Here is a 12,434-nt window from a genome sequence, read left to right as displayed (position 1 = left end):
TTGAAAAGACTGGATAAAAAAGAAGCTTTAGATTTATTATATCATGCGAGTTTAACGGAACTTGGAGAAATGGCTTATAAAAGAAAATTAGAACTTCATCCTGAAAAAATTACCACTTTTGTTGTGGATAGAAATATTAATTATACCAATGTTTGTTGTATTGATTGTTCTTTTTGTGCTTTTTATCGCCATCATAAAGAAGATGATGCTTATATTTTAAGCTTTGAGGAGATAGGCAAGAAGATAGAGGAGCTTGAAGCTATTGGGGGTACACAAATTCTTTTTCAAGGTGGGGTGCACCCAAAATTAAAAATAGAATGGTATGAAGAATTAGTTTCTTGGATAAAAGAACATTATCCAAATATCACTGTACATGGTTTTTCAGCAGTTGAAATCGCTTATATTGCAAAAGCATCTAAAATTTCAATTACTGAAGTGCTGCAAAGATTGCAAGCTAAAGGTTTATTTTCTATACCAGGAGCAGGTGCTGAGGTGCTAAGCGATAGGGTGCGTGATATCATTGCACCAAATAAATGCGATACAGCTACTTGGTTAGAAGTACATCGCCAAGCTCATAAAATCGGTATGAAAAGTACAGCTACTATGATGTTTGGAACGGTTGAAAATGATGAAGAAATCATCGATCATTTTGAGCATTTGAGAAAATTACAAGATGAAACAGGGGGATTTAGAGCTTTTATTTTATGGAGCTTTCAAAGTGATAATACTGCTTTAATCCAAAAACATCCAGAGATTATGAAGCAAAGTTCTAACAAGTATTTAAGACTTTTAGCTTTAGCAAGACTTTATTTAGATAATTTTAAAAATTTGCAAAGTTCTTGGGTAACTCAAGGCTCGATTATAGGTCAACTTGCTTTAAAATTTGGGGCTAACGATTTAGGCTCAACCATGATGGAAGAAAATGTAGTAAGTGCCGCAGGAGCAAGTTATAGAATGAATCAAGATGAGATGATAAGGCTGATTAGAAGTTTAGGCGAAAATCCAGCTAAACGCAATACCGCTTATGAAATTTTAGAAAGGTTTTAATGCAGTATTTAGAGAGTAGGGGTGTTAAAATCCCTTTTATTTTTGAAAAAAATTCTGATTTTCCTATTGTTGTTTTAAAGCTTGTCTTTAGAAATTGTGCTAGAAGTTATGATGAAATAGCAGGCTTAGCTAAGATGTTTTCACGTATTTTAAATGAAGGCGTGGATGATAAATTTTTTAAGGATTTAGAATTTAGAGCGATAAATTTAGAGGCAAGTAGTGGTTTTGAAAGCTTGGAAATCAATCTTTCTTGCTTGAAAGAAAATTTTGATTTTGCTTTAAAGAGTTTAGAAAAATTGCTTTTAAAACCAAGAATAGAAGAAAAAACTTTGCAAAAATTAAAAATCAATGCCTTAGGTGAGCTCGCGAGTAAAAATAGTGATTTTGATTATTTAGCAAAAAATTTACTCAATGCTCAAATTTTTAAATGTAAAGAATTTCAAAGTTCAAATGATGGAGATGAAAAAAGTATAGAAACTTTGTCTTTAAAAGATTTACAAAATTTTTATAAAAATTTTATCCATCTTAGCGATTTGGTTGTGATTTTAGGAGGAGATTTAGAAGAAAAACAAGCCAAGGAAGATCTTTTAAAACTCTTATCAAAACTTCAAATAGGTAAGAAAAATACTCCAAAAAAATATGAGTTAAGCAAAAACATCAAAGATGAAATTTTGCTACGCCCAGAAAGTAAACAAGCTTATATTTATTTTGCTACGCCTTTTTTTGCCGATTTTAAAGATAAGGATTTATATCTTGCAAAAATTGCTTTATTTGTGCTAGGACAAGGGGGATTTGGTTCAAGGATTATGGAAGAAATTCGTGTTAAAAGAGGTCTTGCATACTCAGCTTATGCTATGCTTGATATGAATATGTCTTTTTCTAGAGTTTTTGGATATTTACAAACTAAAAATGAAAGCGCTAAAGAAGCTAAAAAAATTGTAAAAGAGCTTTTTGAAGATTTTATAAAAAATGGCATGACTCAAAACGAACTTGATCAAGCTAAAAATTTTCTCATAGGATCAACTCCTTTGCGTTATGAAAGCTTAAGCAAGCGTTTATCTATGGCCTTTAATGAATTTTATCAAGGTTTAAATTTGGGATATTGTAAAGAAGAGTTAAAACTTATGGAAAAGGTTAAACTTGAAACCATCAATGCTTATATTAAAAAACATCAAGAGCTTTTAAATATAAGTTTTGCAAGCATACAAAATGAAAATTAAAGAAAGTGATTTTGAATTTTTTAAAAAATTAAAAATTAGAAGCGCTATTGATTTAGCGCTTCTTTTACCTAAAAAAATTGAAAATTTAAATCCAAGTAAAAATCCTAAAGAAAATGAAATTTGCACCCAAAAAATCACTATAAAAAGCGTTAGTTCAAGAAAAAATCAACTTTTTGGTTTGGGTTTTTGTGAAGAATGGCAAGAAAATATCTCTTTTGTGTTTTTTCATCCTAGAGCTTGGCATTTTGGGATTTGTAAGGTAGGAAAAGAGCTTATTTTTAATGCTAAACTCTCACGTTTTAATCACACTTGGCAATTTAACAATCCTAAAATTTTAACTTCTTTTGAGGGTTTTAGTCCAAAGTATCAAATTTTAGGCTTAAAAGATACAAAAATTGCTGCTTTTATACATAAATATCTTAACTATGAAAATTTAAAAGAAAGTGGCATAGAGGATAAATATATACATTTTCTTTTAAATTTACATGCCTATGATGAAAAAAGTTTTTTTATGTTTGAAAATTTGCAAAATTTTAGCAAAGATTTAAAATACATAGAAATATATAATTTTTTAAAGCGTTTAAAAGCTAAAAAAACGCATTTTAAAGCTCATCAAATCAATGTTTTTAATATAGCCAATTGGATTAAGGATTTGCCTTTTTCTCTTACTAAAGATCAGCTTAACGCCTTAAAAGACATAGAAAAAGATTTACACTCAAAAGAAGCCAAAAGGCGTGTGATTATGGGTGATGTGGGGTGTGGTAAAACCTTGGTTTTACTTGGTGCGGCTTTGATGGTTTATCCTAAGCAAGCTATTTTAATGGCACCTACTAGTATTTTAGCGTATCAGCTTTATGAAGAGGCTAAGAAATTTTTACCTGATTTTATGAATATTTTGTTTATTAAAGGGGGTAAAAAAGAAAAAGATTTAGAACAAAATATTCAAAAAGCAAATCTTATCATAGGCACTCATGCTTTAATTCATTTAGAAAGCCATAATGCCGTACTTGTAATGATAGACGAACAACATCGTTTTGGATCAGCTCAGCGTGAGAAAATTCATTCTTTAAATAAGCAAGAATTTGCCCCTCATTTTATACAGTTTTCAGCTACGCCTATTCCAAGAACTTTAAGCATGATACAATCTGAACTTTTAAATTTTAGCTTTATTAAACAAATGCCTTTTAAAAAAGATATTACAACTTATTGCATACAAAATGAAGGTTTTTCTAAGCTTAGCGAGAAGATCAAGGAAGAAATTTCTAAAAATCATCAAATTATCATTATTTATCCCTTAGTGAGTGCTAGTGATAAGATTCCTTATCTTTCTTTAGAACAGGCTAAAGAATATTGGCAGAGTCATTATGAAAAAGTTTTTGTAACTCATGGAAAAGATAAACAAAAAGATGAAATTTTAGAGCGTTTTAGAGATGAGGGAAATATTTTACTAAGCACTACAGTGGTGGAAGTAGGTATTTCTTTGCCAAGATTGAGTATGATAGTGATTGTGGGGGCGGAACGTTTAGGACTTGCTACTTTACATCAACTTCGTGGCCGTGTAGGCCGTGTAGGGCTTAAAAGTACTTGCTATCTTTATACTAAGCTTAAAGAAATTCCGAGTCGTTTAAAAGAATTTGCTAGCACTTTAGATGGGTTTAAAATAGCAGAGCTTGATCTTAAAAATCGTTTGAGTGGAGATTTGCTCGATGGTTTTATGCAACATGGAAATGAGTTTAAATTTTTTGATTTTTCTAAGGATGAGGAGATTTTAGAAGAGGTGAAAAAAGATTTGGCAAAAAAATTGCCAAATTAATGTCTGCCGTACTTGTAAAGCATATTTTGAAAATGTGAAGCTATCATTTGTGCACGCTGTAAAATGACATTTTTCATTTCCTCATTATAAACTATATTTAAACTTTCTTCAAAAAGTTTTAGCCAAACTTCAAAAAATTCTTGAGGAAAAGGAGGTAGATCTAGATGCTTTTTTAAGGGTTGCCCATTATAATCACCTTCGCCTAAAAGCATGCCTGCCCAAAAATTTCCTATTTTTGCTTTATGATCTTTCCATTCTTCATCGCTTGTTCCAATAGCATTGTTAAAAATAGGACCTAAATCCTTATCTTTTCTAACTTTTTCATAAAATATTTCCATGAGTTTTGCTATACTTTCTTGATTAATTGTTTCAAATTTCATATAAGCCTTTCTTAAATGTTAATTTTATGGCGTTAATATAGCAAAAATAAGATAAATTAAATTTAACATAAGTTAAGAATGGAAAATGTATATAATGAAAGATTATTTAGAACTTTTATCTAGTGTAGGAAAATTAAAAAAATTTCAAAAAAATAGTATTTTATTTTATGAAGGCGAAGAGGCTAAAAAATTTTTTATTTTACTCAAGGGAAAAATACGCATTTATAAAAGTACAGCAAGTGATAAAGAAATTACTTTGCATTATTTTAATCCTCTAAATTTTATAGCAGAAATGCCTGCTTTTAAAAAATTAAATTATCCTGCTAATGCTATTTTTGAAGAAGATGGAGAAATTTTGGAAATTGATTTTATTAATTTTCAAAATTTATGCAGTGAAAATAAAGAATTCAATTTTTTACTCATCAGTTCACTTTTTGATAAAATTAAAATTTTAGAAAAGAAATTATCTCAAAATGCATTAGATTTAAGGACGAGATTATTAAAGTATCTTTTGGAAAATGAAAAAAATTTAGATACAATTTCACAAAAACAAATTGCAATTGATTTAAATGTTAGAGCACAATCTTTATCTCGAGTGTTAAAAGAGCTTAAAATTTCAGAACTTATTGATACAAAAAAAGGTAGAATTGAAATTTTAAATAAAGATATGATCATGAAAGAACTTTGGTAAAATTTAAGGTAGAGAATGGATTTTGATTTTATATTAGCTCAAGCTCCTGCTTTTTTAACAGCTGCTTGGCTTACGATAAAACTAAGCTTTTTTGGAATTATTTTTTCTTTGATAATAGGCTTGTTTTGTATTTTAATGAGTTATTTTAAAATAAAAATTTTAGAAAATATTTGCAAGCTTTATATAGAGTTTTCAAGAAATACGCCTTTATTAATTCAACTTTTTTTCTTATATTATGCTTTACCTAAATTTAATATACATTTAGAACAAATTCCACCGCTTAGTGTGATTTGTTTAAGCGTAGAAGAAACTTTAAGACCTTCTTTTGCTTGTGCTATAGTAGGACTTAGTTTTTTAGGGGGTTCCTATATGGCTGAGAGTTTAAGGGCGGGATTTGAAGCCATAAGAAAACAGCAGTTTGAAGCCGGACTTTCTTTGGGTTTTTCAAAATTTGGAAATTTGCGTTATGTGATTTTGCCGCAAGCTTTAGCTATTTCTATGCCAAGTATTAGTGCTAATATTATATTTTTAATCAAAGAAACTTCAGTGGTTAGTATTATTGCCTTGCCAGATTTGGTGAATTTAATGAAGAGTTTAAATTCCTTAACCTATAAGACAGATGAGCTATTGTTTTTGTTGTTTATGGGATATTTGTGCATTATTTTGCCTTTGTCTTTTATTTTGCTAAAGTTTGAAAAAAGGTTGATTCATGCTTGAACTTTTAAATACCGATACGCTTTTAAGACTCTGGCAAGGGCTTTTTGTCACTCTTGAAATTTCATTTATCAGCATTATTATTACTTCGATAGGTGGGTTGTTTTTGGGAATTTTAATGAGTTTTAAAAATACCTATATCTATGCTTTTTGTCGTTTAGGTTTAGAATTTGTGCGTGTTATGCCACTTTTGGTATGGCTTTTTGTGGTGTATTTTGGTTTTCCTAGATGGTTTGAGTGGGATTTGAGTTCTGTAAGTGCAGCTATTATTGTCTTTAGCATTTGGGGTTGTTTTGAGATGATGGATTTAGTGCGTGTTTCCTTGCAGAGTATTCCAAAGCATCAGTATGAAAGTGCATCATCTTTAGGTTTAAATACGGTGCAAAGTTTTGTTTATATTATTATTCCACAAGCTATGCGTCGTTTAACTCCTATGAGCATGAATTTACTTACTCGCATGATTAAAAGTACAACCTTTGCTTATTTAATCGGAGCGGTAGAGCTTGTCAAGATAGGGCAACAAATTATAGAATTTCATAATAAAAATGATTTTGCACCTTTTATTATTTATGGTTTGATTTTTTTTATCTTTTTTATACTTTGTTATCCTATCACTTTATATTCAAGAAAATTAGAGAAAAAATGGAGCTAAAATGAGCATACTAAAAATAGAAAATTTACAAAAGTATTATGGTTCGCATCACGCCTTAAAAGATATTAATTTAGAAGTTAAAGCCAAAGAAGTTGTGGTGATTTTAGGTCCTAGCGGATGTGGAAAATCTACGCTTTTGCGTTGTATTAATGGGCTTGAAGAGATTGCAAGTGGTAATATTTATATTGATAATGAGAAAATAGATAAAGATTTTAAAGAATGGCCAAGAATGCGTCAAAAAGTTGGCATGGTTTTTCAATCTTATGAACTTTTTGAGCATTTAAGTGTTGAAGAAAATATACTTTTAGGACCCATGAAAGTACAAAAAAGAAAGAAAGATGAGGTTTTAAAAGAGGCTAAAATTTGGCTTGAAAAGGTGGGACTTTTGCATAAAATTCATGCTTATCCAAGAGAGCTTAGCGGAGGACAAAAGCAAAGAATTGCCATAGTAAGAAGTTTATGTATGAATCCTGAGTTAATGCTTTTTGATGAGGTTACAGCAGCACTGGATCCTGAGATTGTTAGAGAAGTTTTAGAAGTGATGTTAAATCTTGCAAAAGAGGGTATGACTATGCTTATTGTTACTCATGAAATGGGTTTTGCTAAAGCTGTAGCAGATAAAATTATTTTTATGGATGAAGGAAAAATCATCGAAGAAAATGATCCTAAAAGTTTTTTTGAAAATCCAAAAAGCGAAAGAGCAAAGAAATTTTTAAATTTGTTTGATTATCATAAATAGATAAAAATAATATTGGTTTATGATAATAAACTTTACAAGACTAAAATTTTATAGAAAAACTAAAAAAGTCTTGACAAAAATTTTTTTTTGAGTTATAATCTCACTTTTATTTTTGCTGGTTTAGCTCAGTTGGTAGAGCAGCTGCCTTGTAAGCAGCAGGTCGGGGGTTCAAGTCCCTTAACCAGCTCCATTTATTTTAGCAGTGTTTGACCAGAATATTGAAAAAGCAATATTTTTATGGTGAGTTACTCAAGTGGCCAACGAGGGCAGACTGTAAATCTGCTGGCTTTCGCCTTCCGTGGTTCGAATCCACGACTCACCACCATGCTTTGCGGGAGTAGCTCAGTTGGCTAGAGCATCAGCCTTCCAAGCTGAGGGTCGCGGGTTCGAGTCCCGTTTCCCGCTCCAATAATTTAAAAGAACTGGGAGCTGTATTTTAAAACCTTTAACTTACAGTATATATCCCATTAAGAGTTTTTGTTGTCTGTTATTATGTATAATTTTTCTGAGCGCTCGTATGGCTCAGAGGTAGAGCACTCCCTTGGTAAGGGAGAGGTCGCGGGTTCAATTCCCGCTATGAGCTCCATGAATTGAAAAAATTATATAGATATAAGACTTGCTTTGCTCAATTTATTTTTTATACGGAGGAAAAAAATGGCTAAAGAAAAATTTTCACGTAATAAGCCACACGTAAATATTGGTACTATTGGTCACGTTGACCATGGTAAAACTACTTTAACAGCTGCTATTTCTGCTGTTCTTTCTAGAAGAGGTTTAGCAGAGCTTAAAGATTATGATAATATCGATAATGCTCCAGAAGAAAAAGAGCGTGGTATTACTATTGCTACTTCTCATATTGAATATGAAACAGACAATCGTCACTATGCACACGTTGACTGCCCAGGTCACGCAGATTATGTTAAAAACATGATTACAGGTGCTGCACAAATGGATGGAGCGATCTTGGTTGTTTCTGCTGCAGATGGCCCTATGCCACAAACTAGAGAGCACATTCTTCTTTCTCGTCAAGTAGGCGTTCCATATATTGTTGTTTTTATGAATAAAGCAGATATGGTTGATGATGCTGAACTTTTAGAGTTAGTCGAAATGGAAATTAGAGAATTATTAAGCTCTTATGATTTCCCAGGCGATGATACACCTATTATTTCTGGTTCTGCTTTAAAAGCTCTTGAAGAAGCTAAAGCTGGACAAGATGGTGAATGGTCAGCAAAAATTATGGATCTTATGGCTGCAGTTGATAGCTATATTCCAACTCCAACTCGTGATACTGAAAAAGACTTCTTGATGCCAATTGAAGACGTTTTCTCAATTTCAGGTCGTGGTACTGTTGTTACAGGTAGAATTGAAAAAGGTGTTGTAAAAGTAGGTGATACTATCGAAATCGTTGGTATTAAAGATACTCAAACAACAACTGTAACAGGTGTTGAAATGTTCAGAAAAGAAATGGATCAAGGCGAAGCAGGAGATAACGTAGGTGTTCTTCTTCGTGGTACTAAAAAAGAAGAAGTTATCCGTGGTATGGTTCTTGCTAAACCAAAATCAATTACTCCACACACTGACTTCGAAGCTGAAGTTTATATCTTAAATAAAGATGAAGGTGGAAGACATACTCCATTCTTTAACAACTATAGACCACAGTTTTATGTAAGAACAACTGATGTTACAGGTTCGATTAAATTAGCTGATGGTGTTGAAATGGTTATGCCAGGTGAAAATGTGAGAATTACTGTAAGCTTGATCGCTCCAGTAGCACTTGAAGAAGGAACTCGTTTTGCTATTCGTGAAGGTGGTAAAACTGTTGGTTCAGGTGTTGTTTCTAAAATTATTAAATAATTTAATAAAGCCAAGTTAAAAGCTTGGCTTTAATTTTTTAAGGAAAATTAAAATGAGAATTAAAGTTGGTTTAAAGTGTGAAGAATGTGGTGATATTAATTATAGTACCTATAAAAATAGTAAAAATACTACTGAAAAATTAGAATTAAAAAAATATTGCCCAAGATTAAAAAAACATATACTTCACAAAGAAGTTAAGCTAAAAAGTTAAGCTTGCGCCTTAGGGCAATAGCTCCAACGGTAGAGCGCCGGATTCCAAATCCGATGGTTGGGGGTTCGAATCCCTCTTGCCCTGCCATAATTAAGGTTTAAATAAATGGAAAAATTAATAACTTATTTTAAATTATCAAAAGCCGAATTAAGGAAAGTAATTTTTCCTTTAAAAGAACAGGTAAGAAATGCCTACATTGCAGTTTTTGTGGTTGTTGCGGTGATTTCTTTGTTTTTGGCGTTAGTGGATTGGCTTATGTCCTCTATTGTTTCTGCGATCGTATAAGGAGAGTAAATGAGTACTCATAAATGGTATGCAATTCAAACTTATGCTGGCAGTGAAATGGCAGTTAAAAGAGCCATTGAAAATTTAGTAAAAGATAACGGAATTGAAGAACAACTTAAAGAAATTGTTGTTCCAACTGAAGATGTTATTGAATTTAAGAATGGAAAGGAGAAGATTAGCGAAAGAAGTTTGTATTCAGGATACGTTTTTGCACTTCTTGATTTAAATACAGAGCTTTGGCATCGCATTCAATCTCTTCCAAAGGTTGGTCGTTTTATTGGAGAATCCAAAAAGCCAACCCCTTTAACAGAAAAAGATATTAATTTAATTTTGGAAAAAGTTCACAATCGTGCAGCGCCTAAGCCAAAGATTTCTTTTGAAGAAGGGGAAAATGTGAGAATCACAGAAGGGCCATTTGCAAACTTTACTGCAATTGTAGAAGAGTATGATATGGTTCGTGGTTTATTAAAATTAAATGTTTCTATTTTTGGACGCTCAACTCCAGTGGAGATCTTATATTCTCAAGTTGAGAAAATAATTTAATTTATATCAAGTAAGGAGATTTGTTATGGCTAAAAAAGTCGTAGGCGAAATTAAATTGCAAATTGCTGCCACAAAAGCAAACCCATCACCACCTGTTGGTCCTGCTTTGGGTCAGCAAGGTGTTAATATTATGGAGTTTTGTAAGGCTTTTAATGAAAAAACAAAAGATATGGCAGGTTTTAATATCCCTGTTGTTATCACTGTTTATGCAGATAAAAGTTTTACTTTTATTACAAAACAACCGCCAGCTACGGATTTGATCAAAAAAGTAGCTGGAATTTCTAAAGGTACGGATAATCCACTTAAAAATAAGGTAGGCAAGTTAACTCGTGCTCAAGTTTTAGAAATAGTAGATAAGAAAATTGCAGATTTAAATACTAAAGATAGAGATCAAGCTGCTAAAATTATTGCAGGTTCAGCTCGTTCTATGGGTGTTGAAATCGTAGATTAATCCTTTCACCGCCAAGGTAAAAAAGGCGGTAGCACTTTAAAATGCGGAGAAAATAAATGGCTAAGATAGCAAAAAGATTAAAAGAATTATCACAAAAAATTGATTCAAATAAAGAGTATGCTTTAAGTGATGCAATTGATACAGTAAAGACTTTAAAGTCTGCTAAATTCGATGAAACTGTAGAGATTGCTTTAAAACTTAATGTTGATCCAAGACATGCAGATCAAATGGTAAGAGGATCTGTTGTTTTACCTGCAGGAACAGGTAAAAAAGTTCGCGTTGCTGTAATTGCAAAAGACGCAAAAGCTGATGAAGCGAAAAATGCTGGTGCAGATATTGTGGGTAGTGATGATTTAGTAGAAGAAATTCAAAAAGGTAATATGAATTTTGATGTATTAATTGCTACTCCAAATTTAATGGGACTTGTTGGTAAAGTTGGTAGAATTTTAGGGCCTAAAGGTTTAATGCCAAATCCTAAAACTGGAACGGTTACTATGGATGTTGCTCAAGCGGTTAATAATGCAAAAAGTGGTCAGGTAAATTTCCGTGTTGATAAGCAAGGAAATATCCATGCAGGTCTTGGTAAAGTAAGTTTTTCTAAAGAACAATTATGGGATAATGTTAGCACTTTTGTAAAAGCAATTAACAAACACAAACCTGCTGCAGCTAAAGGTAGATATATTAAAAATGCGGCTTTATCTTTAACAATGAGCCCTTCTGTAAAGCTTGAAACGCAAGAATTGCTTGATATGAAATAAGAGTTGCTTTTTTGCAACTCTTTTGTTTTAAAATAAACATTTGAAAAAATTTTTAATTTTTTGAGATGTTTATTTTAGATTGAAGATAGTCGAGGCGTATGCTTAATTGGATTTCCACTCTACTTGAAATCTCAATCGGAAAGGAGAAAATGTGACTAGACGCGAAAAAGTTGAGATTATTGCTAAACTTGAAGAAGGTTTTAAAGCTAGCGAAGCTGTTGTGGTTTGTAATTACAGGGGTCTTAGCACAAAAAAACTAGAAGAGCTTAGAAATAATGCAAGAGAAAATAATGTAAAAGTTCAAATTATTAAAAATACTTTGGCTAACATTGCTCTTAATAATTCCGGTAAAACAGGTCTAGTTCTTAAAGATACAAATATTTATCTTTGGGGCGAAGATCAACTAAGCGTTTCAAAAGTAGCTGTCAAATTTGAAGAAAATAATGATAAATTTGAAATCAAAACAGCTCATATTGAAGGCGAAGTTGCAGATGTTGCTAAGGTTAAAGCTCTGGCTAAAATGCCTTCACGCAACGAGTTGCTTGCTATGCTTTTGCAAGTTTGGAATGCGCCAATTACCAATTTCACAATAGGTTTAAATGCGCTTAAAAATAAAAAAGAATCTGAATAAAATAAAATAAAGGATAAAAAATGGCAATTTCTAAAGAAGATGTATTAGAATATATTTCAAATTTAAGTGTTCTTGAGTTATCAGAACTTGTAAAAGAATTTGAAGAAAAATTTGGCGTGTCTGCTGCTCCTGTGATGGTAGCTGGCGGTGCGGTAGCTGGTGGTGGTGCAGCAGCTGCTGAAGAAAAAACTGAATTTGATATCGTTTTAACTGATGGCGGTGCTAAAAAGATCGAAGTTATTAAAATCGTTCGTGCTCTTACAGGTCTTGGTCTTAAAGAAGCAAAAGATGCAGTTGAGCAAACTCCTTCAACTCTAAAAGAGGGTGTAGCTAAAGCTGAGGCTGAAGAAGCTAAAAAACAACTTGAGGAAGCTGGTGCTAAAGTAGAACTTAAGTGATTTAAGCTTTGAAGTTAGAAGAAGATTTGCTAAGGCAGGTCTTCTTT

Annotated in this window: 15 protein-coding genes, 5 tRNA genes and 1 pseudogene; 20 read left to right on the top strand and 1 reads right to left on the bottom strand. The window is 32.0% G+C overall.

Going from position 1 to position 12,434, the window contains the following annotated elements; genetic code table 11:
• Genes AJ881_RS07830 through recG form a run of 3 tightly spaced genes read left to right on the top strand, consistent with a single transcriptional unit; the run spans window position 1 to window position 4,080 of the window.
• On the top strand, window positions 1–1,047 hold the full coding sequence (locus AJ881_RS07830) for a dehypoxanthine futalosine cyclase (RefSeq protein WP_002871187.1): 1,047 nt from the start codon (window positions 1–3) through the stop codon (window positions 1,045–1,047).
• Window positions 1,047–2,267, top strand: coding sequence for a M16 family metallopeptidase (locus AJ881_RS07825; RefSeq protein WP_070283332.1), 1,221 nt, complete (start codon window positions 1,047–1,049; stop codon window positions 2,265–2,267). Before AJ881_RS07830 ends, AJ881_RS07825 begins: the two co-directional genes overlap by 1 nt.
• Window positions 2,257–4,080, top strand: coding sequence for an ATP-dependent DNA helicase RecG (gene recG / locus AJ881_RS07820; RefSeq protein ID WP_070283331.1), 1,824 nt, complete (start codon window positions 2,257–2,259; stop codon window positions 4,078–4,080). Before AJ881_RS07825 ends, recG begins: the two co-directional genes overlap by 11 nt.
• On the opposite strand, the gene ctb is transcribed toward recG, so the two are convergent.
• Window positions 4,077–4,460, bottom strand: coding sequence for a truncated hemoglobin Ctb (gene ctb / locus AJ881_RS07815; RefSeq protein WP_070261391.1), 384 nt, complete (start codon window positions 4,458–4,460; stop codon window positions 4,077–4,079). The genes recG and ctb overlap by 4 nt on opposite strands.
• Window positions 4,461–4,554: 94 nt before the next feature.
• Here ctb and nssR point away from each other — a divergent pair, with 94 nt between their 5' ends.
• The 17 genes and pseudogenes from nssR (at window position 4,555) to rplL (ending at window position 12,387) form a co-directional block, all read left to right on the top strand.
• The gene (gene nssR, locus AJ881_RS07810) at window positions 4,555–5,151 is read left to right on the top strand and encodes a nitrosative stress-sensitive transcriptional regulator NssR (protein ID WP_002871191.1); all 597 of its coding nucleotides are present in this window, start codon (window positions 4,555–4,557) and stop codon (window positions 5,149–5,151) included.
• Window positions 5,152–5,166: 15 nt separating this feature from the next.
• Window positions 5,167–5,868: an amino acid ABC transporter permease gene (locus AJ881_RS07805; RefSeq protein WP_002871192.1), complete on the top strand. Its 702-nt coding sequence runs from the start codon at window positions 5,167–5,169 to the stop codon at window positions 5,866–5,868.
• Window positions 5,861–6,517: an amino acid ABC transporter permease gene (locus tag AJ881_RS07800; RefSeq protein WP_052858141.1), complete on the top strand. Its 657-nt coding sequence runs from the start codon at window positions 5,861–5,863 to the stop codon at window positions 6,515–6,517. The genes AJ881_RS07805 and AJ881_RS07800 overlap by 8 nt, the downstream gene beginning before the upstream one ends.
• Window position 6,518: 1 nt before the next feature.
• Window positions 6,519–7,279, top strand: a pseudogene (locus AJ881_RS07795) (amino acid ABC transporter ATP-binding protein).
• A 91-nt stretch (window positions 7,280–7,370) separates the two neighbouring features.
• Window positions 7,371–7,446 (top strand) — tRNA-Thr (locus AJ881_RS07790).
• A 49-nt stretch (window positions 7,447–7,495) separates the two neighbouring features.
• A tRNA-Tyr gene (locus AJ881_RS07785) sits at window positions 7,496–7,581 on the top strand.
• A gap of 6 nt (window positions 7,582–7,587) precedes the next feature.
• A tRNA-Gly gene (locus AJ881_RS07780) sits at window positions 7,588–7,664 on the top strand.
• Between the two features lie 103 nt (window positions 7,665–7,767).
• Window positions 7,768–7,842, top strand: a tRNA-Thr gene (locus AJ881_RS07775).
• A gap of 68 nt (window positions 7,843–7,910) precedes the next feature.
• Window positions 7,911–9,110, top strand: coding sequence for an elongation factor Tu (gene tuf / locus AJ881_RS07770; protein WP_002855271.1), 1,200 nt, complete (start codon window positions 7,911–7,913; stop codon window positions 9,108–9,110).
• A gap of 52 nt (window positions 9,111–9,162) precedes the next feature.
• Entirely contained in the window at window positions 9,163–9,321 is a 159-nt protein-coding gene (rpmG, locus tag AJ881_RS07765; protein WP_052949730.1) for a 50S ribosomal protein L33, read from the top strand.
• A gap of 11 nt (window positions 9,322–9,332) precedes the next feature.
• Window positions 9,333–9,408, top strand: a tRNA-Trp gene (locus AJ881_RS07760).
• An 18-nt stretch (window positions 9,409–9,426) separates the two neighbouring features.
• Window positions 9,427–9,606 carry a preprotein translocase subunit SecE gene (secE, locus tag AJ881_RS07755; protein WP_052949732.1) on the top strand — a complete coding sequence of 60 codons (180 nt, stop codon included), beginning with the start codon at window positions 9,427–9,429 and terminating at the stop codon, window positions 9,604–9,606.
• A gap of 9 nt (window positions 9,607–9,615) precedes the next feature.
• Window positions 9,616–10,149, top strand: coding sequence for a transcription termination/antitermination protein NusG (gene nusG / locus AJ881_RS07750; protein WP_002851098.1), 534 nt, complete (start codon window positions 9,616–9,618; stop codon window positions 10,147–10,149).
• Window positions 10,150–10,174: 25 nt separating this feature from the next.
• The gene (gene rplK, locus AJ881_RS07745) at window positions 10,175–10,600 is read left to right on the top strand and encodes a 50S ribosomal protein L11 (protein WP_070283330.1); all 426 of its coding nucleotides are present in this window, start codon (window positions 10,175–10,177) and stop codon (window positions 10,598–10,600) included.
• Window positions 10,601–10,656: 56 nt separating this feature from the next.
• Window positions 10,657–11,358, top strand: a complete 702-nt coding sequence (gene rplA, locus AJ881_RS07740) for a 50S ribosomal protein L1 (RefSeq protein WP_052949734.1) — start codon at window positions 10,657–10,659, stop codon at window positions 11,356–11,358.
• Between the two features lie 151 nt (window positions 11,359–11,509).
• Window positions 11,510–11,989 (top strand): 50S ribosomal protein L10, encoded by a 480-nt coding sequence (gene rplJ / locus AJ881_RS07735; RefSeq protein WP_070283329.1) that lies wholly within the window; start codon window positions 11,510–11,512, stop codon window positions 11,987–11,989.
• A 20-nt stretch (window positions 11,990–12,009) separates the two neighbouring features.
• Window positions 12,010–12,387 carry a 50S ribosomal protein L7/L12 gene (gene rplL / locus AJ881_RS07730; RefSeq protein ID WP_002871196.1) on the top strand — a complete coding sequence of 126 codons (378 nt, stop codon included), beginning with the start codon at window positions 12,010–12,012 and terminating at the stop codon, window positions 12,385–12,387.
• Window positions 12,388–12,434 lie beyond the last annotated feature (47 nt).

The organism is Campylobacter sp. BCW_6460, assembly GCF_001762705.1.
Classification (GTDB): Bacteria; Campylobacterota; Campylobacteria; order Campylobacterales; family Campylobacteraceae; genus Campylobacter_D; species Campylobacter_D jejuni.
This window is presented reverse-complemented; position numbering and strand designations above follow the sequence as displayed.